The 22485-nt window shown below is 67.1% G+C and carries 19 protein-coding genes and 2 pseudogenes; 17 read left to right on the forward strand and 4 right to left on the reverse strand.

Translation table 11 applies throughout. The features are described from left to right. Positions 1–2: 2 nt before the first annotated feature. Positions 3–830, forward strand: a complete 828-nt coding sequence (locus tag QWL29_RS12260; RefSeq protein ID WP_305823171.1) for an alpha/beta fold hydrolase — start codon at positions 3–5, stop codon at positions 828–830. Beyond that, positions 827–1132 carry an Mpo1-like protein gene (locus QWL29_RS12265; protein WP_305823172.1) on the forward strand — a complete coding sequence of 102 codons (306 nt, stop codon included), beginning with the start codon at positions 827–829 and terminating at the stop codon, positions 1130–1132. The genes QWL29_RS12260 and QWL29_RS12265 overlap by 4 nt, the downstream gene beginning before the upstream one ends. Before the next feature lie 283 nt (positions 1133–1415). Here QWL29_RS12265 and QWL29_RS12270 read toward each other — a convergent pair whose 3' ends face one another. Continuing rightward, positions 1416–2786, reverse strand: a complete 1371-nt coding sequence (locus QWL29_RS12270; RefSeq protein ID WP_305823173.1) for a YihY family inner membrane protein — start codon at positions 2784–2786, stop codon at positions 1416–1418. A gap of 62 nt (positions 2787–2848) precedes the next feature. Between QWL29_RS12270 and wrbA the strand changes: the two genes are divergently transcribed. From wrbA to QWL29_RS12340, 15 genes and pseudogenes are all read left to right on the forward strand, one after another. Further along, a complete protein-coding gene (gene wrbA / locus QWL29_RS12275) occupies positions 2849–3484 on the forward strand; it encodes an NAD(P)H:quinone oxidoreductase (protein ID WP_305823174.1) in 636 nt (211 codons plus the stop codon). Continuing rightward, positions 3484–3882 carry a DUF2069 domain-containing protein gene (locus tag QWL29_RS12280; protein WP_305823175.1) on the forward strand — a complete coding sequence of 133 codons (399 nt, stop codon included), beginning with the start codon at positions 3484–3486 and terminating at the stop codon, positions 3880–3882. The genes wrbA and QWL29_RS12280 overlap by 1 nt, the downstream gene beginning before the upstream one ends. Further along, on the forward strand, positions 3875–5284 hold the full coding sequence (locus QWL29_RS12285; RefSeq protein WP_305823176.1) for an FAD-binding oxidoreductase: 1410 nt from the start codon (positions 3875–3877) through the stop codon (positions 5282–5284). The genes QWL29_RS12280 and QWL29_RS12285 overlap by 8 nt, the downstream gene beginning before the upstream one ends. Positions 5285–5300: 16 nt before the next feature. Continuing rightward, a complete protein-coding gene (locus QWL29_RS12290; RefSeq protein ID WP_305823177.1) occupies positions 5301–5732 on the forward strand; it encodes a DUF4124 domain-containing protein in 432 nt (143 codons plus the stop codon). Beyond that, entirely contained in the window at positions 5720–8281 is a 2562-nt protein-coding gene (locus QWL29_RS12295; protein WP_305823178.1) for an FtsX-like permease family protein, read from the forward strand. The genes QWL29_RS12290 and QWL29_RS12295 overlap by 13 nt, the downstream gene beginning before the upstream one ends. Then, complete coding sequence (locus tag QWL29_RS12300; RefSeq protein WP_305823179.1) at positions 8281–9345, forward strand: lipocalin-like domain-containing protein; 1065 nt, start codon at positions 8281–8283, stop codon at positions 9343–9345. Before QWL29_RS12295 ends, QWL29_RS12300 begins: the two co-directional genes overlap by 1 nt. A gap of 25 nt (positions 9346–9370) precedes the next feature. Continuing rightward, on the forward strand, positions 9371–11260 hold the full coding sequence (locus QWL29_RS12305; protein ID WP_370663694.1) for an ABC transporter transmembrane domain-containing protein: 1890 nt from the start codon (positions 9371–9373) through the stop codon (positions 11258–11260). A 119-nt stretch (positions 11261–11379) separates the two neighbouring features. Then, positions 11380–13074 (forward strand): annotated as a pseudogene (locus QWL29_RS12310) (methyl-accepting chemotaxis protein); the annotation flags it as partial. Beyond that, positions 13067–13549, forward strand: a pseudogene (locus QWL29_RS26935) (methyl-accepting chemotaxis protein); the annotation flags it as partial. The pseudogenes QWL29_RS12310 and QWL29_RS26935, both read left to right, overlap by 8 nt. A 274-nt stretch (positions 13550–13823) precedes the next feature. Continuing rightward, positions 13824–14915, forward strand: coding sequence for a threonine aldolase family protein (locus QWL29_RS12315; protein WP_305823182.1), 1092 nt, complete (start codon positions 13824–13826; stop codon positions 14913–14915). A gap of 34 nt (positions 14916–14949) precedes the next feature. After that, a complete protein-coding gene (thyA, locus tag QWL29_RS12320) occupies positions 14950–15744 on the forward strand; it encodes a thymidylate synthase (protein ID WP_305823183.1) in 795 nt (264 codons plus the stop codon). 14 nt (positions 15745–15758) lie between these two features. Then, positions 15759–16430, forward strand: coding sequence for an MOSC domain-containing protein (locus QWL29_RS12325; protein ID WP_305823184.1), 672 nt, complete (start codon positions 15759–15761; stop codon positions 16428–16430). 186 nt (positions 16431–16616) lie between these two features. Continuing rightward, positions 16617–17108, forward strand: a complete 492-nt coding sequence (locus QWL29_RS12330; protein ID WP_305823185.1) for a dihydrofolate reductase — start codon at positions 16617–16619, stop codon at positions 17106–17108. Next, complete coding sequence (locus QWL29_RS12335; RefSeq protein WP_305823186.1) at positions 17105–17752, forward strand: DUF4337 domain-containing protein; 648 nt, start codon at positions 17105–17107, stop codon at positions 17750–17752. Before QWL29_RS12330 ends, QWL29_RS12335 begins: the two co-directional genes overlap by 4 nt. A 178-nt stretch (positions 17753–17930) precedes the next feature. Continuing rightward, positions 17931–20186 (forward strand): arginine/lysine/ornithine decarboxylase, encoded by a 2256-nt coding sequence (locus QWL29_RS12340; protein WP_305823187.1) that lies wholly within the window; start codon positions 17931–17933, stop codon positions 20184–20186. 206 nt (positions 20187–20392) lie between these two features. Here the strand turns inward: QWL29_RS12340 and QWL29_RS12345 are convergent, their stop codons facing one another. From QWL29_RS12345 to QWL29_RS12355, 3 genes are read right to left on the reverse strand one after another with little or no spacing between them, the layout of a single operon-like run. Further along, positions 20393–20953, reverse strand: a complete 561-nt coding sequence (locus tag QWL29_RS12345; protein WP_305823188.1) for a cation efflux transmembrane domain-containing protein — start codon at positions 20951–20953, stop codon at positions 20393–20395. A 56-nt stretch (positions 20954–21009) separates the two neighbouring features. Further along, positions 21010–21576 (reverse strand): dCTP deaminase, encoded by a 567-nt coding sequence (dcd, locus tag QWL29_RS12350; RefSeq protein WP_305823189.1) that lies wholly within the window; start codon positions 21574–21576, stop codon positions 21010–21012. Between the two features lie 36 nt (positions 21577–21612). Next, positions 21613–22458 carry an alpha/beta hydrolase gene (locus tag QWL29_RS12355; protein WP_305823190.1) on the reverse strand — a complete coding sequence of 282 codons (846 nt, stop codon included), beginning with the start codon at positions 22456–22458 and terminating at the stop codon, positions 21613–21615. Between the last annotated feature and the right edge of the window lie 27 nt (positions 22459–22485).

Genomic DNA, 22485 nt, shown 5'->3' on the forward strand with positions numbered 1-22485 from the left:
GCATGCAAGTCGTCATCAACGGACAGCAAGTCTACGCCTACACCGGCGGCAAGGCTCTCGATTGCGCCCTGCCGACCGTCGTCTTCATCCACGGCGCCCAGAACGACCACTCGGTCTGGGGCCTGCAGTCGCGCTGGTTCGCCCACCACGGCTACGGCGTGCTGGCGGTCGATTTGCCCGGCCATGGCCGCAGCGGCGGGCCGGCGCTGGCCAGCGTCGAGGAGATGGCCGACTGGCTGCTGGCCCTGCTCGACGCGGCCGGCGTGCGCCGCGCCCTGCTCGCCGGGCACAGCATGGGCTCGCTGGTGGCGCTGGAAGCCAGCGCGCGCGCACCGGGGCGCGTACGCGGTCTGGCCATGCTCGGCACGACCTACCCGATGAAGGTGTCGGACCAGTTGCTCGCCACGGCGCGCGACGACGAGGACGCCGCCATCGACATGGTCAACATCTGGTCGCATTCGAGCATCGCGCACAAGCCGTCCAGTCCCGGTCCCGGCTTTTCGGTGATGGGCGGCGCGCGCCGCCTGATGCAGCGCATGTCGGCCATCAATCCGGACGCCCTGTTCTACACCGACTTCGCGGCATGCAATGCGTATGCGAACGGCGAAGCGGCGGCGCGTGCGGTGCAGTGCCCGGCCGTGTTCATCTTCGGCGCGAAGGACATGATGACGCCGCCGCGCTCGACCAAAACGCTGACCGGGGCCATCGCGCATGGCAAGGTGGTGACGGTGGATGCCGGGCATTCCCTGATGGCCGAGCAGCCGGATGCGGTGCTCGATGCCCTGATCGCCTTTGCCGCCACGCTTGAGAACGAGGAGACCACGCAGTGAAGGCCCGCTACAGCAGCTTTGGCGCGTTCTATCCGTATTACCTGTCCCAGCATGCCGACCGCCGCTGCCGCCGCGCTCACTTCATCGGCACCTCGGCCGCGATCCTGGCGCTGCTGGCGGCACTGATCAGCGGCAGCGGCCTGTGGGTCGTGGCGGCGCTGGTGCTCGGCTACGGCGGCGCCTGGGTCGGCCATTTTTATTACGAGAAGAACCGGCCCGCGACGTTTGACCAGCCCTGGCTGTCGTTCAAGGCGGACTGGGTGATGTACTGGCAGATGCTGACGGGGAAGTTGAGCTGGTAGGATGGCGCGGGCGCATTGCTATCATCCGCCGCGCCGTTGGCTGCGTCGTTGGCTGCGTCGTTGGCTGCAACCGTACGGTGGGCACTCCGTGCCCACGCGGAACGTGGCATGGTGATAACGCTGTTCCGGCCGTGACCGTTGATGATTGTTGACGCTTCCAGATGATCATTGGCACACGTTTCGAGCATCCGATGCCGCGTCATTAAACGGCGCCAACACGACGCCACCTTCCGCGTGGGCACGGGGTGCCCACCGTACGGTCATTATCCCGTCCTGAACGTTGTTACCTGGTCTCGAAATACTCATCCACGCTCTGGTCCAGCCCCGCCTCCACCGCTGCCTCGACACTGCGCGCCAGCCCCGCCGTATCCAGCGCCAGCGGCGAATCCGGCGCCGGCACCGCCGCCGTCAGGCCCGCCCCGGCGCCGCCGAACACGAACAGCCGGTACACGTCGGCCACCTTCAGCTTGCCCGGATCGGCCAGCAGCACCCAGTCGTCCTGCCCGGCGCGCGCGCTGCGCCCCCATTGCGTATGCGCCGGCACCTCGGACTGTACCCGCCCGACCCAGCCGGCCGTGACCATCTGCTCCAGCAGCAGCCCCAATTCGTCGTAGCCGATGCGCGTATGGGCCCGGATCGCCGCGCTCGACACCAGCGCCGAGCCGGTGGCGTGCGCGCCGCCATGCAACACCTTCAGCACCGCCATCGCATCGACGAAGGCCCCGCCCGGCGCCGGCACGTGCCACCAGCGCTCGTGCCTGACCACCGGCAGCGCGGCGGCGAGCACGGCGCCGACCAGGGTGATCAGCCAGGATAAATAAATCCAGACCAGGAACAGCGGCAGCGCCGCCAGCGCGCCGTAGATGATGGCGTAGGCCGGGAACTGGCGGATGAACAGGGCGAACAGGCGCTTGGCCAGCTCGAAGGCGAGCGCCGCCGCCAGCGCGCCCCACAGCGCGTCGCGCCAGTTGACGTAGCGGTTCGGCACGGCCACGTACAGCAGGGTATAGGCGCCGCTGGTCAGGGCCAGCGAGGCCATGGTCGACAGCAGGCTGGAAACGAAGCTGCCGACCAGCGGCACCGCGCGCGTGATGCCGTCGGTGGCGGTAAACAATTGCGAGGTCACCGTGATCGACAGCCCGAACAGCAGCGGACCGAGCGTGATCAGCGCCCAGTAGACCAGCATGCGCTGCATCAGCGGGCGCGGCTGGCGCACGCGCCAGATCTGGTTGAACACGCGCTCGATCATGGCGATCATCGCCGTCGAGGTGATCAACAGAGCCACGGCGCCGACCGCCGACAGGCCCTTGGCCTTGCTGGCGAACTGGGTCAGGTTCGAGATGATCGTGTTGGAAATTGCCTTCGGCATCAGGGCCTGGGCGAAGTAGGTTTCGATGGCCGTGCGGAGCTGACCGAAAATCGGAAACGTGGTAAAAATCGCCAGGACGATCGTCAGCAGCGGGACCAGGGCAAGCGTAGTCGTAAAGGTGAGGCTGCCTGCTACCTGGGGCAATTTTTCTTCGCGCAGGCGGCGCCGCGCAAAGCGCAGCAGGTCGCGCACCTCGGGCAGCGTGAGGGCGCGCACGCGCTCGGCGCCGACGTTGAACATGTCGCTGGTGGAACGCGAGATCGAGTGAACCGTTTTGGAAAGCATATTGTCGTTTTGATTCGCTCTGAAAGATTATCACTTGAGCAAAGCGTCCTATAATACCAACGATGAACCCACCGTCCCTGACTATTCTCGTTTTGTACTATTCGCGCCATGGCGCCACCCGTAAACTTGCCGAGCTCATCGCACAGGGGATCGAGTCCGTCCCCGGCGCCGAGGCGCGCCTGCGCACCGTGCCCGCGGTGTCGACAGTGGCCGAGGCGGTCGCGCCCGACATCCCGGCCGGCGGCGCGCCCTACGTCGAGCTGCAGGACCTGCACGAGTGCGCCGGGCTGGCCCTGGGTTCGCCTACCCGCTTCGGCAACATGGCGGCGGCCATGAAATACTTCCTCGACGGCACCGCAGCGGAATGGCTGGCCGGCACCCTGTCCGGCAAGCCGGCCGCCGTGTTCACCTCCACCGGCAGCCTGCACGGCGGCCAGGAAGCGACCCTGCTGTCGATGATGATTCCGCTGCTGCACCACGGCATGCTGATCATGGGTCTGCCTTACGCCCACCCGGAACTGATGAACACGGCCAGCGGCGGCAGCCCCTACGGCCCCACCCACTGGGCCGGGATCGACGGCGACAAACCCATCACGGAAGACGAGAAGCGCCTCGCCATCGCCCAGGGCCGCCGCCTGGCCGAAGCCGCCGCCCGCCTGCAATCGCCATTGCACACACCACTGCACGGACCACGCTGATGGAAACCCCAAAGATCTTTCATGCCGGCGCCATTGCCAGCCTGATCTGGCTGATCGGCTGGCTGGTAGCCTGGGAAATCTGGGTCGCCCCGCTGCATCCCGGCGGCTCATTGCTGGCGCTGAAGGCGCTGCCCCTGCTGGTGCCGCTGCGCGGCGTCATCAAGCGCGACCTCTACACCCTGCAATGGTCGTCGATGGTGATCCTGGTCTACTTTGCCGAGGGCGCGGTGCGCGCCTGGAGCGACGAGCTGGAAGCCTCGCGTTTCATGGCCATGGGCGAGATCGTCCTGGTCTGCGTGTATTTCGCCTGCGCCCTGCTCTACCTGCACCCGTATAAAAAGGCGGCGCAGCGCATGGCCAAGGAGTTGCTCGACAAGGTGAAAGTACCGCATGACTGATGCCTTCCTCGCGCGCTGCCGCGCAGTCTGCGGCGCGTCGCGGGTGCTGACCGGGGCGGCCGAGATGGCGCCCTTCCTCACCGACTGGCGCGGCCGCTTCACCGGCCGCGCCCGCGCCGTGCTGCTGCCCGGCAGCCGCGACGAAGTCGCGCAACTGGTGCAAGCCTGCGCCGAGCACCGCGTGCCCATCGTGCCGCAGGGCGGGCGGACCGGCCTGGTGCTGGGCAGCGTGCCCGACGCCAGCGGCGAGGCCGTGGTGATTTCGCTGCGCCGCCTCGACCAGATCCTGGACATCGACACCGTCAACCGCACGATGACCGTACAGGCCGGCTGCATCCTGCAGCAGATCCAGGACGCGGCGCAGGAAGCCGGCCTCCTGTTCCCGCTGTCGCTGGCGGCCGAGGGCAGCTGCACCATCGGCGGCAATCTGTCGACGAATGCCGGCGGCACCGCCGTTTTGCGCTACGGGAATACGCGCGACTTGTGCCTGGGCCTGGAAGTGGTCACGCCCCAGGGCCGCATCTGGGACGGCCTGCGCGGCCTGCGCAAGGACAACACCGGCTACGCCCTGCGCGATCTGTTCGTCGGCGCCGAAGGCACGCTCGGCATCGTCACCGCCGCGGTACTCAAACTGTATCCGCAGCCGAAGGCGTCGACCACGGCGCTGGTCGCCATGGCGTCGCCCGAGCGTGCGCTGGCCCTGCTGTCGCTGATGCAGGACGTGTGCGGCCCCAGCCTCACCGCCTACGAACTGATGTCGGACTTCTGCCTGCGCCTGGTCGGCGCGCATTTTCCACACCTGCCGCGCCCGTTCGTGCACAACCATGCGCAGTACGCGCTGCTGGAAGTGTCGAGCAGCGAGTCCGAAGCACATGCGGTGGGACTGCTGGAGTCCGGCATCGAGACCGCCCTCGAACAGGGCCTGGCCGACGATGCGGTGGTGGCCATGTCCGGCGCCCAGTCGGGCAGTCTGTGGCAGCTGCGCGAGCACATCCCGCTTGCCCAGGCCGTGGCCGGCAAGAACATCAAGCACGACGTCTCGCTGCCGATCTCGCGCATCGCCGAGTTCATCGCCAGCACCGACCGCCAATTGGCGGCCAGCTTCCCCGGCTGCCAGGTGGTCTGCTTCGGCCACCTCGGCGACGGCAATCTGCACTACAACGTGGCGCCGATGGAAGGCGTGGCGCACGAGGCTTTCCTGTCCAACCAGGACGCCATCAACCGCATCGTGCACGACAGCGTGGCCGCCTTCGACGGCTCGATCTCGGCCGAGCACGGCATCGGCGCCCTGAAGCGCGAGGAACTGGTGCGCTACAAGGATGCGGTCGAACTGGACATGATGCGTGCCATCAAAGCGGCCCTCGACCCGCTCGGCATTATGAACCCCGGCAAAATTCTGTGAACCCGGGAGCTCACCAATGATCAAGTTCGTGACGGCAATCATCGCCTGCATGGCGGCGCAAGGCGCGCTGGCAGGCAGCATCTATAAATGCACGGTCGCCGGCAAGGTGGCCTACGGCGACCAGCCCTGCGCCGACGGCGGCGGCCTCCAACTGGCCGTGCGCGCCGCGCCGCCGGTCGACCAGGCCGCCAGCGCGAAACTGGCGGGCGACCGCCTGCGCCTGCTGGCGCTGGAAAAGGAACGCGCCGCCGGCGAACTGCGCGAAGAACGCGAACGCCAGCGCGCCGCCAAAGCCTTCGCCGTGCAGCGCCAGAAATGCGAACGCCTGCGCCTGAAGCAGCGCTGGCTGGACGAAGACCTGGGCCGTGCCCGCGGCGAGGCCGTGGCCGGTGCGCGCCTGAAGGCGAAACGGCAGGCGGAGGCGCTGGCGGTGGAATGTCCGGCCTGAACGCGCTGCCGTCCTTGCTGTCGCGCTGGCTGCTGCTGGGCGAGTGGCGCGCGCATCCGGTGCGCGCCGTGCTGGCGATTGCCGCGATTGCGGTCGGCGTGGCCATGGGCTTCGCCATCCACCTGATCAACGCCGCCGCCTTTAACGAATTCTCGGCCGCGATCAAGAGCCTGTCCGGCCAGGCCGACATCCAGGTGCTGGGCCGCGAGGCCCTGTTCGACGAAGCCATCTACCCGCGCCTGGCCGAATACGAGGGCGTGGCGCTGGCGTCGCCGGTGCTCGACATCCAGGCCGCCGTGCCAAGCGCCAAAGGCGCATTGCGCATCGTCGGCATCGACCCGCTGCGCGCCGGCTACATCGCGCCCGACCTGCTCGGCGTGCCAGGCGAAGGGCGCGGGTCCGACGTGCTGGCCGACGACACCGTGTTTTTATCGCCCGCCGCGCAAAGCTGGTTAAATGTGCGCGATGGCGCAATGCTCACGCTGCGCACCGGCACCGCCGACTTCAGCCTGCGCGTGGCCGGCCCGGTGCAGGCCGCCCGCCCCGGCCAGCGCATCGGCGTGATGGACATCGGCGCCGTCCAGTGGCGCTTCAGGCAGCTCGGCAAACTCTCGCGCGTGGACCTGAAACTGCGCGACGGCGTCAACCGCGCCGAATTCGAGGCGCGCCTGGCGCGCGACCTCGAACGCGATTTTCCCGGGCGCTTCCGCATCGGGCAGCCGAACGACAGCGACCAGGAAAGCCGCAACAATAAGCTCAGCCGCGCCTACCGCGTGAACCTCACGGTGCTGGCCCTGGTGGCGCTGTTCACCGGCGCCTTCCTGGTGTTCTCGACCCAGGCCCTGTCGGTGATGCGGCGGCGCAGCCAGTTCGCGCTGCTGCGCGTGCTGGGTGTCGAACGGGGCCAGCTGCTGCGCCAGGTGCTGCTCGAAGGCGCCAGCCTGGGCGTGATCGGCGCCCTGCTCGGCGTGGCGGCCGGCTACGTGCTGGCGGCGCTGGCGCTGCGCTTTTTTGGGGGCGACCTCGGCGCCGGCTACTTCCCGGGCATGGAGCCGCAGGTGGTGTTCACACCGGTAGCCGCCTTTGTCTTCTTTGCGCTGGGCCTGGGCGTGGCCCTGCTCGGCTGCCTGGCGCCGGCCTGGGACGCGGCGCGCGCGCGGCCGGCCGTGGCCCTGAAGTCCGGCAACGACGAGGCGGCGCTGGCAAGGCTGGCGCGGGTCTGGCCTTCCTTGATTTGCCTGGCGCTGGCGGCAATGTTCGCCTTTGCGCCGCCGGTATTCGAGCTGCCGCTGTTCGGCTATCTCGCCATTGCCCTGCTCCTGATCGGCGGCATCGGCCTGATGCCGCGCCTGGCCGCCAGCGTGTTCCGCCTGTTGAACCGGCCGCTCTTGACCCGCCCTGACCCGCCGCCGGTGCTGGCCCTGACGATGTCGCGCCTGGCGAATGCCCCCGGCCAGGCCTCGATCGCGCTGGGCGGCGTGCTGGCCAGCTTCAGCCTGATGGTGGCGATGGGGATCATGGTCGCCAGTTTCCGCGTGTCGGTGGACGACTGGATGCGCCACATCCTGCCGGCCGACCTGTATGTACGCACCGCCGCCGGCGGCAGCAGCGGTGCGCTGGGTCCGGATGAACAGGCGGCGATCCAGGCCACGGCCGGTGCGCGCCAGGTGCAGTTCCTGCGCACGCGCCCGATTTCGCTGCAGGCCGATCGTCCGGACGTGGTGCTGATCGCGCGCGACATCGATGCGGCGGACCCGGGCCGCCTGCTGTTCCTGGTCGGCGCTTCCAGCCCGGTGCCGCAGGGTGCGCGCCCGGCCTGGGTGTCCGAAGCCATGCTCGATCTGTACGGCGCACGCGTCGGCGGGAACATCACCCTGCCGCTCGGCGGCAAGCCGGCGCCTTTCTTTGTGGCCGGCGTCTGGCGCGATTACGCCAACCAGTCCGGCTCCGTCGTGATCCGGCTGCTTGACTACCGCCTGCTGACCGGCGAAACCGCCGTCACCGACGCCGCCATCTACACCGGCGGCGAAGCGGCTACCGACCGCATCGAAAAGAACTTGCGCGCCCTGCCCTTCGGCCCCGCGCTGCAGCTGGCGCGGCCCGGCGACATCCGCGCCGCCAGCCTGCAGATCTTCGACCGCAGCTTCGCCGTCACCTACCTGCTCGAAGCGATTGCCATCGTGATCGGCCTGTCGGGCGTGGCCGCCACTTTCTCGGCCCAGACCCTGGCGCGGGCGCGCGAGTTCGGCATGCTGCGCCACGTGGGCGTGACGCGCGGCCAGGTGCTCGGCATCCTGGCCTGCGAAGGCGGCCTGCTGACCACCCTGGGCGTGGCCTGCGGCTTTGCCCTGGGCCTGGTGATCAGCCTGATTCTGGTGTTCGTCGTGAACCCGCAATCCTTCCACTGGACCATGCAGCTGCACCTGCCCTGGGGCTTGCTGGCCACCGTGGCGGCCGTACTGGTCGGCGCCTCGGTGGCCACGGCCCTGGTGTCGGGGCGCTACGCCTTGTCCGGCGGGCCGGTGCGGGCAGTCAGGGAGGATTGGTGATGCGTTATATCGTTCTGCTGTTTGTGCTGGCCAGCCAGTGGGCGTTCGCCGCGCCGCCGGTCTTCGCGCCGGTCACGCCCGGCCAGCTACTAAACTTCCCGCGCGACTACGGCGCCCACCCGGACTTTCGCACCGAGTGGTGGTACGTCACCGGCTGGCTGCAGCAGGCCGACGGCAAGCCGCTCGGCTTTCAGGTCACGTTCTTCCGCAGCCGCACCGAGCACGATACGGCCAACCCGAGCGCCTTTGCGCCGCATCAGCTGGTGATCGGGCATGCCGCGCTGTCCGACCCCGCCGTCGGGCGCCTGCTGCACGACCAGCGCAGCGCGCGCGCAGGCTTCGGCCTGGCCTGGGCAAAAACGGGCGATACCGACATCAAACTCGACGACTGGCGCATGACGCGCGCGCCCGACGGCAGCTACCGCGTGAGCGTGAAGTCCGGCGAGATGAGCATGGACCTCAGTTTGACGCCGACCCAGCCGGTACTGGTGCAGGGCGAAGGCGGCTATTCGCGCAAGGGCCCTGCGGCGCAGCACGCGAGTTACTACTACAGCCACCCGCAGCTGCGCGTGAGCGGCACGGCCGGGCGCCCCGGCGCGGCGGGCGCGGTCACGGGCAGCGCCTGGTTGGACCACGAATGGTCGAGCGAAGCCTTGCAGCCGGAGGCCAGCGGCTGGGACTGGGTCGCGGCCAACCTCGACGACGGCTCGGCGCTGATGGCTTTCCAGGTCAGGGCTAAGGGAGGTGGTAAACTATGGGCGCACGCCACCCTGCGCGACCGCGCCGGCAAGGTCACCCGCTACGCGCCGGACCAGGTGCGTTTTACGCCGCAGCAGCGCTGGAAGTCGCCGCGCACGAACGCCGAATACCCGGTTGCCACCACGGTCGCCACCGGCGCCACGCGCTGGCAGGTCACGCCCTTGCAGCCCGACCAGGAACTCGATTCGCGCCGCTCGACCGGCGCCGTGTACTGGGAAGGCGCGGTGACGATTGCGCGCGACGGCGTACCGGCCGGCCGCGGCTACCTGGAGCTGACCGGCTACCTGCGCGACATGAAGCTGTGAAGCGAACGGCGTGAAACTCTAAAAGATGACACGAGACAGAACAACAACAGGCACCACCTTGACAGAACCCGTGAACAAACCCGTGACCAAGCAATCCCCCGGCAACACCCGTACTGAATCCTCCGTGCCCGCGAAGGGCAGCCTCGCCGCCTTCAAGGGACTGTTCCCCTTCCTGCGTCCCTACCGCCGCCAGTTCATCCTGGCCGGCGTCGCCCTGCTGTTCGCCGCCGGCGCCACCCTCGCGATTCCGGCCGCCTTCAAGCAGATGATCGACCTCGGCTTCGGCGCGGCGGCCGGCGCGCACAGCATCAAGAACGTCGACGCCACCTTCCTGGCCCTGTTCGGCGTGGCCACCGTGCTGGGGATTGCCACCGCGGCGCGCTTCTACATGGTGTCGTGGCTGGGCGAGCGCGTGACGGCCGACATCCGCAGCGCCGTCTACGGCCACGTGGTGAACCAGAGCCCGGAGTTCTTCGAAACCACGCAGACCGGCGAAGTGCTGTCGCGCCTGACCACCGACACCACCCTGATCCAGGCCGTGGTCGGCACCAGCATCTCGGTCGCCCTGCGCAACGTGCTGCTGTTCATCGGCGGCCTGGTGATGCTGTTCGTGACCGACGCCAGGCTGACCGCCATCATCTTCGGCCTCCTGATCGCGGTGATCGTGCCGATCGTGCTGTTCGGGCGCCGCGTGCGCAAGCTCTCGCGCGATTCGCAAGACCGCATCGCCGACGCCTCGGCCCTGGCCGGCGAAATCCTGAACGCCATGCCGACCGTGCAGGCCTATACCCACGAGCACATCGAAGCACGCCGCTTCGGCGCCTCGGTGGAAGGCGCGTTCACGGCTGCCATGCAGCGCATCCGCGCGCGCTCGCTGCTGACGATGCTGGCCATCGTGCTGGTGTTCGGCACCATCGTCTTCGTGCTGTGGCTGGGCGCGCATGCGGTCCTGCGCGGCAGCATGACCGGGGGCGAACTCGGGCAGTTCATCCTGTACGCCTCGATCGTGGCCGGCTCGATCGGCGCGCTGTCCGAAGTGATGGGCGAAGCCCAGCGCGCCGCCGGCGCCACCGAACGCCTGCTGGAACTGCTGGCGGCACGGTCGAGCATCCGCAACCCGGCCCACCCGCAGCCGCTGCCGCAGCGCACCACCGGCGCGGATCGTGGTGCGGCGCTGGCCCTGCAGGACGTGACCTTCGCCTACCCGTCGCGCCAGGACAGCGCGGCGCTGTCGCACGTCTCGCTCGACATCCGCCCCGGCGAAACCGTGGCCGTGGTCGGTCCTTCGGGCGCCGGCAAGACCACCCTGTTCCAGCTGCTGCTGCGCTACTACGACCCGCAGGCCGGCGCGATCCGCCTCGATGGCGTCGATATCCGCGACCTCGATTTGCACACCCTGCGCGATGCGATCGGCATCGTGCCCCAGGATACGGTGATCTTCTCGGCCGACGCCATGGAAAACATCCGCTACGGCCGCCCGGACGCCAGCGACGAGGAAGTGATTGCGGTGGCCAGGCTGGCCGCGGCCCACGAATTCATCGAACGCCTGCCGCAGGGCTACCGCTCCTTCCTGGGCGAGCGCGGCGTGCGCCTGTCGGGCGGCCAGCGCCAGCGCATCGCCATCGCGCGCGCCCTGCTGAAGAACCCGCCGCTGCTGCTGCTCGACGAGGCCACCAGCGCCCTCGATGCCGAATCCGAGCGCCTGGTGCAGGGCGCACTGGAAGCGGCCATGGTCGGGCGCACCACGGTCATCATCGCGCACCGCCTGGCCACGGTGCAGCGGGCCGACCGCATCGTGGTGATGGAAGATGGGCAAGTGGTCGAAACCGGGACCCATGCCTCGCTGGTGGCCCAGGGTGGTATCTATGCCAACTTGGCTGCATTACAATTTCACCACATACATATACAAGCTTGATACAAAACGTTGTTGCGGAGCAGCATTTGTACTGACATAGGACAACTTTCGTTGCGATGAGGAATAACCCGCGGTTATGATCGGGACAGAAACCGATATTTTTCCTTATTTCTCTGACCATGTCTAACCGTACATTTCGTATTGCCAACTGGAGCGTCGGCTCCAAGATCAGCGCCTTCAGTTTCGCCCTGGTCGGTATCATCATCGGCGCCCTGGTGCTCACCATCAGCGCCACCACCTCAAGCCTGCTCGCCGAACGCGCCGAGCATAACGTCTCGACCGAGCTGAACGGCCTGGTGGCCACCGTCGAACTGTTCAACAAGACGGTGTCGAACGAGGCCGTCAGCTTCGGCAAGATCTTCGCCACCGGTTTCAAGGGCAGCTTCGCGCTGGACGCCGCCGAGACGGTCGACATCGGCGGCATGGCCGTGCCCAGCCTGCGCATCGACGGCCAGGTCCTGAACCTCGACTTCAGCGCACCCGACCGCTTCTCAAACGAGACCGGCGGCAACGCCACCATCTTCGCCGCCAGCGGCGACGACTTCGTGCGCATCAGCACCTCGGTGAAAAAGGAAAACGGCGAGCGCGCCGTCGGCACCGCGCTCGACCACGCTTCGCCCGCCTACGCCGCCCTGCGCGAGGGCAAGGTCTACGTCGGGCTGGCGACCCTGTTCGGCAAGCAGTTCATCACGCAATACGAACCGGTGCGCGACGCCGGCGGCAAGGTGGTCGGCGCGCTGTACGTCGGCATCGACATCAGCGCCCACCTGGCAGCCCTGAAGGAACGCATCCGCACCGCCAAGGTTGGCGAGACCGGCTACTTCTACGTGCTGAACGCGGCGCCGGGCAAGGCCTACGGCGAGCTGGTCGTGCACCCGACCAAGGAAGGCCAGAACATCCTCGACAACAAGAGCGCCAACGGCCGCGAGTTCGTGAAGGAAATCCTGCAAACGAAATCCGGGAAGATCAGCTATGACTGGCAGAACCCGGGCGACACCTCGGCGCGCGAGAAATTCGTCGTCTACACCCCGTTCAAGGACTGGAACTGGGTGATCGCCGGCGGCACCTATGCCGACGAGATCACGGCCGAGGCCACCACCCTGCGCAACCGCTACATCAGCTTTGGCCTGGTGGCGCTCGCTGCCTTTGCCGCGGTGCTGTACGCCTTTGTGCGCAAGGCCGTGACGCGTCCGCTGGCAGAAGTGCGCGACGCCGCCGTGCGCATCGCCGAGGGCGACCTGACGGTGCAGATCGCCAGCCGCGGCCAGGACGAGATCGGCCGCCTGACCGATGCCATCAACGGCATCGGCCGCAATCTCTCCAGCGTGGTCGGCAACGTGCGCGACGGCGCCGAGCAGATCGCCAACGCCTCGCAGGAAATCTCGACCGGCAACCTCGACCTGTGCTCGCGCACCGAGGAGCAAGCGGCCAGCCTGGCCACCACCGCCTCGTCGATGGGCGAGCTGACCGAAACCGTGCGCCAGAACGCCGGCCACGCGCGCCAGGCCAACGCGCTGGCCGTGAACGCGTCGAGCGTCGCGCAAAAGGGCGGCAGCATGGTGGCCCAGGTGATCGACACCATGGCGTCGATTGACCAGTCCTCGCGCAAGATCGGCGACATCACCGGCGTCATCGACGGCATCGCCTTCCAGACCAACATCCTGGCCCTGAACGCGGCCGTGGAAGCGGCGCGCGCCGGCGAACAGGGGCGCGGCTTCGCGGTCGTGGCCAGCGAGGTACGCAACCTGGCCCAGCGCAGCGCCGCCGCGGCCAAGGAGATCAAGGGTTTGATCGCCGCCTCCAGCAGCGAGGTCGCNGGCCGTGGAAGCGGCGCGCGCCGGCGAACAGGGGCGCGGCTTCGCGGTCGTGGCCAGCGAGGTACGCAACCTGGCCCAGCGCAGCGCCGCCGCGGCCAAGGAGATCAAGGGTTTGATCGCCGCCTCCAGCAGCGAGGTCGCCACCGGCAGCCGCCTGGTGAGCGAAGCCGGCGCCACCATGAACGAGGTACTGGCCAGCGTCGGCCGCGTGACCGACATCATGGCCGACATCAGCGCCGCCAGCGCCGAACAAAGCAGCGGCATCGAACAGGTGAACCTGGCGATCGGCGAGATGGACGAAGCGACCCAGCGCAACGCGGCGCTGGTCGAGGAAGCCAGTGCCGCCGCGCAGGCGATGCAGGACCAGGCCGCGCAACTGGCGCGGGCGGTGCGGGCGTTCAGGCTGGATGCGGCGGAGGCGAACGAGGCGTTGCCGGCGCCGGCCACCTACCCTGCGCTGACACGGGGTTGATCCTGCGGGGTCGATGATGCTGCGGGGTTGATTTGGCGGGGTTGCTTTTCGTAGGGTGGGCACTTGTGCCCACGCGGTATGGCACCGTTGCGCCATCGGCCGTTCCCGGCAGCCGGCAATGTCCGCGTTCCGTAATGGCAGACGATGAGACAGCGTGGGCACAAGTGCCCACGCTACGTACCGGCCGGTGTGAACGCGGCACCTGGTGATGCCGGTGGGGACAAGTCCCCGCCCCACGGTGTAAACTTGCGCTCCACCTGAACGGAGCCAGACCTTGACCGACGCCGACCTGATCCGCCGCTGCCACACCATCTTCCCTGGCCACCGCGCCCGCCGCCCGGCCGAGCTGTACGCCGCCATGGCCGCCTGGTGCGAGGCCAACGACGTCGAGCACGACGTCTACGGCAGCGGCGACCTGATCGACTCCTTCGAAAAGAAAATCGCCGCCCTGCTCGGCTTCCCCGCCGCCGTGTTCTGCATCAGCGGCACCATGGCCCAGGTCACGGCCCTGCGCCTGGCCAGCAGCGACCGCAACCGGGCGCCGGTCGCCTTGCACCCGACCTCGCACATCTTCGTGCACGAGCGCTCCAACTACCAGCTGCTCGACCACTTCGACGCCCTGCAGATCGGCGACCGCCACCGCCCCTTCACCGCCGCCGACCTCGACACCATCCCCGGCCGCCTCGGCGCCGTGGGCCTGGAACTGCCGATGCGCGAGATCGGCGGCCAGGTCCCATCGTGGGACGAACTCGACGCGATCAAGGCCCACTGCCAAACGCGCGGCGCCCACCTGCACATGGACGGCGCGCGCTTGTGGGAAACCGCCGCCGGCTACGGCAAACCGGTCGCCGAGATCGCGGCCGGCTTCGATTCGGTCTACGTGTCGCTGTACAAGGGCATCGGCGGCCTGGGCGGCGCCATGCTGGCCGGCAGCGAAGACTTCGTGGCGCGCGCTGCCGAATGGTTCCGGCGCCAGGGCGGCAACGTCATCCATCGCTCGCCCTACATCGTGGCGGCCGCGATGCAGTTCGACGAACGCGTGGCCGCGATGCCGGCCTACTTCGAACGCACCAAATTCCTGTTCGAGGCCCTGCGCGCGCATCCGGAGATCCGCGTGAATCCGGCGCGCCCGGCGGCCAACATGCTGCACCTGCACCTGCCGGTGGGCCGCGAGCGCGCACTGGCGATCCGCGCGCATCTCGCCGAGCGCCACGGTGTCTGGCTGTTCAACCGCATCAACCACGGCGTGCTGCCCGATACCAGTTACTTCGAGCTGTACGTCGGCGACAATCTGCTCGACGCGCAGGACGACAAGGTGGCCGATGCGCTGGCCCTGCTGGCGGCCGAACTGCGCACGCCTGCATAAGCTACAATGCCGGGTTTTCCCGTGAAGGACTGCGATGCGCCAATACCTCGACTTCATGCGCCATGTGAAAGAGCATGGCGCCCATAAAACCGACCGCACCGGCACCGGCACGCTGTCCGTGTTCGGGCACCAGATGCGCTTCGATTTGCAGGAAGGCTTCCCGCTGGTGACCACCAAGAAGGTGCACCTGAAGTCCATCATCCATGAACTGATCTGGTTCCTGCAGGGCTCGACCAACATCGCCTACCTGAAGGAAAACGGCGTCTCGATCTGGGACGAATGGGCCGACGCCAACGGCGACCTCGGCCCCATCTACGGCTACCAATGGCGCAACTGGCCCGCGCCAAACGGCGCGCACATCGACCAGATCGCCCAGGTGCTGGAACAGATCAAGACCACGCCGGACTCGCGCCGCATGATCGTCTCGGCCTGGAACGTGGCCGACATCCCGCAGATGAAGCTGCCGCCCTGCCACGCCTTCTTCCAGTTCTACGTCGCCGACGGCAAGCTGTCCTGCCAGCTGTACCAGCGCAGCGCCGACATCTTCCTGGGCGTGCCCTTCAACATCGCCTCGTACGCGCTGCTGACCCACATGATGGCCCAGCAGGCCGGCCTCGAAGTAGGCGATTTCATCTGGACCGGCGGCGACTGCCATTTGTATTCGAACCACCTGGAGCAGGCCGACCTGCAGCTCTCGCGCGAACCGCTGCCGCTGCCGAAGCTGGTCATCAAGCGCAAGCCGGACTCGCTGTTCGACTACCGCTTCGAGGACTTCGAGGTCGTCGATTACCAGTCGCATCCGGGCATCAAGGCGCCGGTCGCGGTCTGAGCATCGAGGGCGCGGTGCGCATCGGCCAGGTACGGTCCCTGTCGCTGCGTGCGGAGCGGCATGCGCCGCCGCTGGGCGTCGAACGCGCCGTGGCGCTGGCAGGCCAGGGCTTCGCCGGCGATGTCCATGCCGATCCGGTCTCGCCGCGCCAGCTGCTGCTGGCCAGTTCCGCTGTCTACGCATCGCTCGGCCTTCCCGCACACACGCTGCGCGAGAACCTGCTGGTCGATATCGATACGGCCCGTCTCACTTCCGGCACCATTCTCCAACTCGGCGCAGCGGTGCGCATCCGCCTCATGTTCCAGTGCGAAGCCTGCGGCCAGCTCGACTTGCAGCGGCCCGGCCTGGCGCGGGCGCTCGGCGAGCGGCGCGGCATGCTGGCGCGCGTAGTCGCCGGCGGCACCGTCGTTGCGGGCGACGCCATCGTGCAGCTGGACCAGCGCCTGCCGCCCTGGCTTGACGACTGGCGCGCGCGGGTGACGGCGGTACTCGATGCGGCACCCTCCGGCACCGTCGTCGAGTATGCCCAGCTGGCACGCCTGGCCGGCATCCAGTCCAGCTATTGCCGCGCCTTTCCGCGCTTGCTGGCCAAGCTGGGGCCGCAGTATGCGAACCGGGCGGCCGCAGCCAGGTCGGGCAGTAACGCGCCGCGTTGGAACGGCTCGGGACTGTTCGACCTGCCTTGAGAGGCGGGAGGGCCGGACAATACAGGAAGCAGGGCGGATTTTCGCCGCGATCTTGCCAACATCCTGCCAACATCTTGACAGACAGCCCAAGTCACGACACCATCTGCCGAATTCATTGCAATGCAACAAGGATTCGAACATGCGCGCCCTTTCCTCTTCTTCCGCAACGCCACAGGCGGTATCCCGATGACCCGCCTGACCATGGTCGTCGCCATCGACGCCCAGCGCGGCATCGGCGTCAACAACCAGCTGCCCTGGCACCTGCCGGAAGACCTGGCCCACTTCAAGCGCGTCACGCTCGGCCGCCCGATCATCATGGGCCGCAAGACCTTCGACTCGATCGGCCGCCCACTGCCTGGCCGGCAAAACATCGTCGTCACCCGCAACGCCGACTGGCGCCACGAAGACGTCGACGCCGTGACCTCGCTGGCCGAAGCCATCGCGCTGGTCGAGGGCGATGAAGCCAGCATCATCGGCGGCGCCCAGATCTTCACGGCGGCTTTGGATGTGGCCGAGCGCATGATCGTCACCGAGATCGCCCACACCTTTGCCTGCGACACCTTCTTCCCGCCGATCGACCCGGCCGTGTGGCAAGAGACCGCGCGCGAAACGCACCACTCGGACAAGAACGGCTACGGCTACGCCTTTGTCACCTACGAACGCAAGGCGGCGGCATGAGCCTGCCCGCACCAAAGACCCCCGCTTCGCGCGGCGGCGACGGCTTTGCCGGCAAGGTGGCGGTGCTGATCGCCATCCTGGCCACCATCGGCACGCTGTTCGGCTTCATCGGCAACAGCAGCTACAACGAAGCGGCGCTGCTGAAGAACAGCGCCGCCATCGACAAGACCAGCGCGGCCAACGCCTGGAACCACTACCAGGCCAAGTCGAACAAGCAGAACCTGGCCGAGCTGGCGACCAACCTGCCCGGCGTCGACCACGTGCACTACCGCTCGGAAGTGCTGCGCTACCAGCGCGAGAAAGACGATATCCGGGTCGAGGCCGAGCGCTGGGAAGCGTCGTCGGCCGCCTTCAGCGCGCAGTCGGAGGAAGCGCTGCACCGCCACCGCCAGTGGTCGCTGGCGTCGGTGGCCCAGCAGATCGCGATCTCGCTGGCGGCCGTGGCCCTGCTGGCGCGCCGCACCTGGCTGCTCGGCGCGACGGTGACCGTGGCCGCCTTCGGCCTCGTGATCGGCGCCTTCGCCTGGTTCCATGCGGAGCCCTCGCCGCTGGTCGCTGCGCCCTTCGTGGCGGCCATCGTCGCGATGCTCGGGGTCGAACTGTTCAAGACGGTGGGCGGCCGCGCAGCGCAAAACCGGGGCTGAGCCGGGCCTGGGCCGCTAGAGTGCGCCGCCCTCTGGCGCATGTGGTTACCCTAACAAAAAAAGTTCACCGGACAGCGGGTTTTCTGCGAAAATCCGCTTCTTATTTTTCGGTGCCGTGTGAGCGGGCCGCGCCAGCCCGGCGTGGCTGCCCCCACGGCGCTTCGCATTGGAGCTGTCAATGAAATTTCGCTTCCCCATCGTCATCATCGACGAGGATTTCCGTTCCGAGAACACGTCCGGTCTCGGCATTCGCGCCCTCGCCGCGGCGATGGAAAAAGAAGGCATGGAGGTGCTGGGCCTGACCAGCTACGGCGACCTGTCGCAGTTCGCCCAGCAGCAGTCGCGCGCCTCGGCCTTCGTGCTGTCGATCGACGACGAGGAATTCGGCGGCGGCTCGTTCGAGGAAACCGACTTCGCCCTGACCCGCCTGCGCGCCTTCGTGCAGGAGATCCGTCACAAGAACTCGAACATCCCGATCTACATCTACGGCGAGACCCGCACCAGCCGCCACATCCCGAACGACATCCTGAAGGAGCTGCACGGCTTCATCCACATGTTCGAGGACACGCCGGAATTCGTCGCGCGCCACATCATCCGCGAAGCCAAGGCCTACCTCGATTCGCTGGCGCCGCCCTTCTTCCGCGCGCTGGTGAACTACGCCTATGATGGTTCGTACTCGTGGCACTGCCCGGGCCACTCGGGCGGCGTCGCCTTCCTGAAGTCGCCGGTCGGCCAGATGTTCCACCAGTTCTTCGGCGAGAACATGCTGCGCGCCGACGTCTGCAACGCGGTGGAAGAACTCGGCCAGTTATTGGATCATACGGGCCCGGTCGCCAAGTCCGAGCGCAATGCCGCGCGCATCTACGGCGCCGACCACTGCTACTTCGTCACGAACGGCACCTCGACCTCGAACAAGATGGTCTGGCACTCGACCGTCGCTCCCGGCGACATCGTGGTGGTCGACCGTAACTGCCACAAGTCGATCCTGCACTCGATCATCATGTGCGGCGCGATCCCCGTGTTCCTGATGCCGACCCGGAACAACCTCGGCATCATCGGCCCGATCCCGCTGGAAGAGTTCACGCCAGAGTCGATCGCCCGCAAGATCGAGGCGAACCCGTTCGCACGCGAAGCCAAGGACAAGAAGCCGCGCATCCTCACCATCACCCAGTCGACCTACGACGGCGTGGTCTACAACGTGGAAACCCTGCGCGAGATGCTCGACGGCCGCATCGACACCCTGCACTTCGACGAAGCCTGGCTGCCGCACGCGACCTTCCACGACTTCTACAAGAACATGCACGCCATCGGCAGCAACCGCCCGCGCGCCAAGCAGTCGATGATCTTCTCGACCCAGTCGACGCACAAGCTGCTGGCCGGCCTGTCGCAGGCCTCGCAGGTGCTGGTGCGCGAGTCCGAATCCGTGAAGCTCGACCAGGATGCCTTCAACGAAGCCTTCCTGATGCACACCTCGACCTCGCCGCAGTACTCGATCATCGCCTCGTGCGACGTCGCCGCCGCCATGATGGAAGCGCCGGGCGGCACCGCGCTGGTGGAAGAGTCGATCCTGGAAGCGCTGGACTTCCGCCGCGCCATGAAGAAGGTCGACGCCGAGTATGGCGAAGACTGGTGGTTCAAGGTCTGGGGCCCGGACGTGAAGGGCGAAGAAGGCATCGGCACCCAGCAGGACTGGATGATCCATGCCGACGACGACTGGCACGGCTTCGGCAACCTGGCCGAAGGCTTCAACATGCTCGACCCGATCAAGTCGACCGTCGTCACGCCTGGCCTGTCGCTGGACGGGCAGTTCGGCGAGACCGGCATCCCGGCCTCGATCGTCACCAAGTACCTGGCCGAGCACGGCGTCATCATCGAGAAGTGCGGCCTGTACTCGTTCTTCATCATGTTCACGATCGGGATCACCAAGGGCCGCTGGAACACGCTGGTAACGGCGCTGCAGCAGTTCAAGGACGACTACGACCGCAACAAGCCGATGTGGCAGGTGATGCCGCAGTTCGCCTCGGCAAATCCGCGCTACGAAGACCGCGGCCTGCGCGACCTGTGCACGCAGATCCACACCTTCTACAAGCAGTACGACGTGGCGCGCCTGACCACCGAGATGTATTTGTCGGACATGGTGCCGGCGATGAAGCCGTCGGACGCATTCGCCAAGATGGCGCGCCGCGACATCGAGCGCGTGGCCATCGAGGAACTGGAAGGCCGCACCACCGCGATCCTGCTGACGCCTTACCCGCCGGGCATTCCGCTCCTGATTCCGGGCGAGCGCTTCAACAAGACCATCGTCGACTACCTGCGCTTCGCACGCGACTTCAACGAACGCTTCCCGGGCTTCGAGACCGACGTGCACGGCCTGGTCAAGCGCGAGGTCGACGGCAAGCTGGGGTACTTCGTGGATTGCGTACGCCAGGACTGATCGCTGTAGCAGCTTGATGTGAAAAGAGGAGCCGTTGGCTCCTCTTTTTTTTTACGGCGCTTTTCGTAGGGTGGGCACTTGTGCCCACGCGGTATGGTACCGGTGCGTGCCGCACCGTCGGAAAACATTGATAATGCCGGCTTTGTGGTCCTCGTTACGTTCGCCTGCCTGCAAACGGTGAGACCGCGTGGGCACAAGTGCCCACCCTACCGCCTTAATTCGACGATTGCAGCCGGGTTTGCCGGCAAGCCGCTCCCGGCCTGCCACACGCCCAGCGCTGCCAGCAGCACGGCCACATTCCCGATCATGTCATTGCGCGTGCACATCCACACCGAGCGCATGTTCGCATCGCCATGCCGGAACGCGAACAGCAGCGCCGCCACCAGCCCGTTCGCCAGCAAGGCCACGGTCCCGATCACGCCCATGGCGTGCGCCACCGGCACCGTACCCGACGCCAGGTGCCACAGGGCCGAGCCGATGACAAAGGCGCCGTAGGCACCCATCGTCGCGCCCTTCACCAGCGCCGTGCGCGAACGCCAGACCGGCGCCAGCCCCAGAACGAACAGGGATATCCCGTAATTGGCCGCGTCGCCGAAAAAATCCACCGCATCCGCCAGCAGCGATACCGATCCCGCCGCCCGGCCGCCCGCCAGCTCGACGCCGAACATGCCCGCGTTGACCAGCAAGGCCATCCACAGCACGCGCCGGTAGCGCGCATCGACCGGCGGCGTATCGGCCGCGCAGCCGCCACTGCAGCAATCGCCCATTCTCCAGCCTCGTCACAATATGATACAGATCCGGCAGGCAAGCCTCGAAAACCGTATCAGGTTTTCGGCAAGGTCACGCCATGCTGGCCCTGGTACTTGCCGCCACGGTCCTTATAGGACGTCTCGCAGACTTCGTCGGATTCGAAGAACAGCACCTGCGCGCAGCCTTCGCCCGCGTAGATCTTGGCCGGCAGCGGCGTCGTGTTCGAGAACTCCAGGGTCACGTAGCCTTCCCACTCCGGCTCGAACGGCGTGACGTTGACGATGATGCCGCAGCGCGCGTAGGTCGACTTGCCCAGGCAAACCGTCAGCACATTGCGCGGGATGCGGAAGTATTCCATGGTGCGCGCCAGCGCGAACGAGTTCGGCGGAATGATGCAGACATCGCTCTTGATGTCGACAAACGACTTCTCGTCGAAGTTCTTCGGATCGACGATCGTGCTGTTAATGTTGGTGAAGATCTTGAACTCGTCGGCGCAGCGAATATCGTAGCCGTACGACGAGGTGCCGTAGGAAATGATGCGGCGGCCATCGGCCTCGCGGACCTGGCCCGGCGCGAAGGGTTCGATCATGCCGGTTTCCTGCGCCATGCGGCGGATCCATTTATCGCTTTTAATTGCCATGCTGCTCTTTCAGGGTATGCGGAAAATCCCGCGATTTTACGCGAAAAGACCGCGCCGGTCGCCCTGCGCCGTGTCATTCTGTCCAGCCCGCTGGGCCAGCAGGCGCTGAATCATTTCATGGGTCAATTGCGCCGCGCGGGCCGGATGCTCCATCGGATACAGGTGGCTGCCCTCGGTCATGACGAAGTTGGCGCCGACCAGCCTGCGCGTCGACGCCAGGCCGGCCTGGCGCAGTTCCTCGGAACGGTCGGCGCCGATGAAGCCGACCGGCACCGGAAAGTCGTGGCGGATCACCTCGCCCATGTGGTGCGGCAGCGAGTTGTAGATCTCCGTTTCGACGGCGCGGTCGAAGCGCAGCTGGACGCCCTGCGGATGCGGCTTCAGGCCGACGTCGAGGTAATCGTCGAGCACGCCCGGCGCCCAGGCGGCGAAGATGTCCTTCGAGATGAAATGCTGGTAGACCGCAGCGCGGTCGGGCCAGACATTGCGGCGGCGTTCGGAAAAACGTGCCGGCGAAAACTTGGTGCCCTTGCCCAGTGCTTTCACGATGCGCCAGAGGAATGCGCGCCAGCCTGCCACCACCGGCGAATCGAGCATCACCACGCATTGCGCCAGCTCCGGACGGCGCGCCGCCGCCATGGTACTCAGCATGCCGCCCAGCGAGTGGCCGACCAGGATCACCGGCTGGCCATATCCTTCCAGCTCGGCGATCAGCTCGTCCACCAGCCCGCTCCAGCCATCGCCCACCGGGTAGCGCGGATCGTGCCCGACCATGTCGGTGCTGTGCACGGCGTAATGCGCGCTCAGGCCTTCGAGCAATTGACGATAGGTACCGGATGGGAAGCTATTACCGTGGCAAAAATGCAGCAAAGGTTTGGTCATGGAGCACGGGACGCAGGAAACGGATGA

Origin of the sequence: Massilia brevitalea, from assembly GCF_030711405.1 — a bacterium.
Lineage (GTDB): Bacteria > Pseudomonadota > Gammaproteobacteria > Burkholderiales > Burkholderiaceae_D > Telluria > Telluria brevitalea.

Excerpts from the sequence above, each read along its gene's own strand:
- QWL29_RS12260 (WP_305823171.1), top strand. The coding sequence starts at position 3 with ATGCAAGTCGTCATCAACGGACAGCAAGTCTACGCCTACACCGGCGGC.
- QWL29_RS12270 (WP_305823173.1), bottom strand. The coding sequence starts at position 2,786 with ATGCTTTCCAAAACGGTTCACTCGATCTCGCGTTCCACCAGCGACATG.
- wrbA (WP_305823174.1), top strand. The coding sequence starts at position 2,849 with ATGAACCCACCGTCCCTGACTATTCTCGTTTTGTACTATTCGCGCCAT.
- QWL29_RS12280 (WP_305823175.1), top strand. The coding sequence starts at position 3,484 with ATGGAAACCCCAAAGATCTTTCATGCCGGCGCCATTGCCAGCCTGATC.
- QWL29_RS12285 (WP_305823176.1), top strand. The coding sequence starts at position 3,875 with ATGACTGATGCCTTCCTCGCGCGCTGCCGCGCAGTCTGCGGCGCGTCG.
- QWL29_RS12290 (WP_305823177.1), top strand. The coding sequence starts at position 5,301 with ATGATCAAGTTCGTGACGGCAATCATCGCCTGCATGGCGGCGCAAGGC.
- QWL29_RS12295 (WP_305823178.1), top strand. The coding sequence starts at position 5,720 with ATGTCCGGCCTGAACGCGCTGCCGTCCTTGCTGTCGCGCTGGCTGCTG.
- QWL29_RS12300 (WP_305823179.1), top strand. The coding sequence starts at position 8,281 with ATGCGTTATATCGTTCTGCTGTTTGTGCTGGCCAGCCAGTGGGCGTTC.
- QWL29_RS12305 (WP_370663694.1), top strand. The coding sequence starts at position 9,371 with ATGACACGAGACAGAACAACAACAGGCACCACCTTGACAGAACCCGTG.
- thyA (WP_305823183.1), top strand. The coding sequence starts at position 14,950 with ATGCGCCAATACCTCGACTTCATGCGCCATGTGAAAGAGCATGGCGCC.
- QWL29_RS12330 (WP_305823185.1), top strand. The coding sequence starts at position 16,617 with ATGACCCGCCTGACCATGGTCGTCGCCATCGACGCCCAGCGCGGCATC.
- QWL29_RS12335 (WP_305823186.1), top strand. The coding sequence starts at position 17,105 with ATGAGCCTGCCCGCACCAAAGACCCCCGCTTCGCGCGGCGGCGACGGC.
- QWL29_RS12340 (WP_305823187.1), top strand. The coding sequence starts at position 17,931 with ATGAAATTTCGCTTCCCCATCGTCATCATCGACGAGGATTTCCGTTCC.
- QWL29_RS12345 (WP_305823188.1), bottom strand. The coding sequence starts at position 20,953 with ATGGGCGATTGCTGCAGTGGCGGCTGCGCGGCCGATACGCCGCCGGTC.
- dcd (WP_305823189.1), bottom strand. The coding sequence starts at position 21,576 with ATGGCAATTAAAAGCGATAAATGGATCCGCCGCATGGCGCAGGAAACC.
- QWL29_RS12355 (WP_305823190.1), bottom strand. The coding sequence starts at position 22,458 with ATGACCAAACCTTTGCTGCATTTTTGCCACGGTAATAGCTTCCCATCC.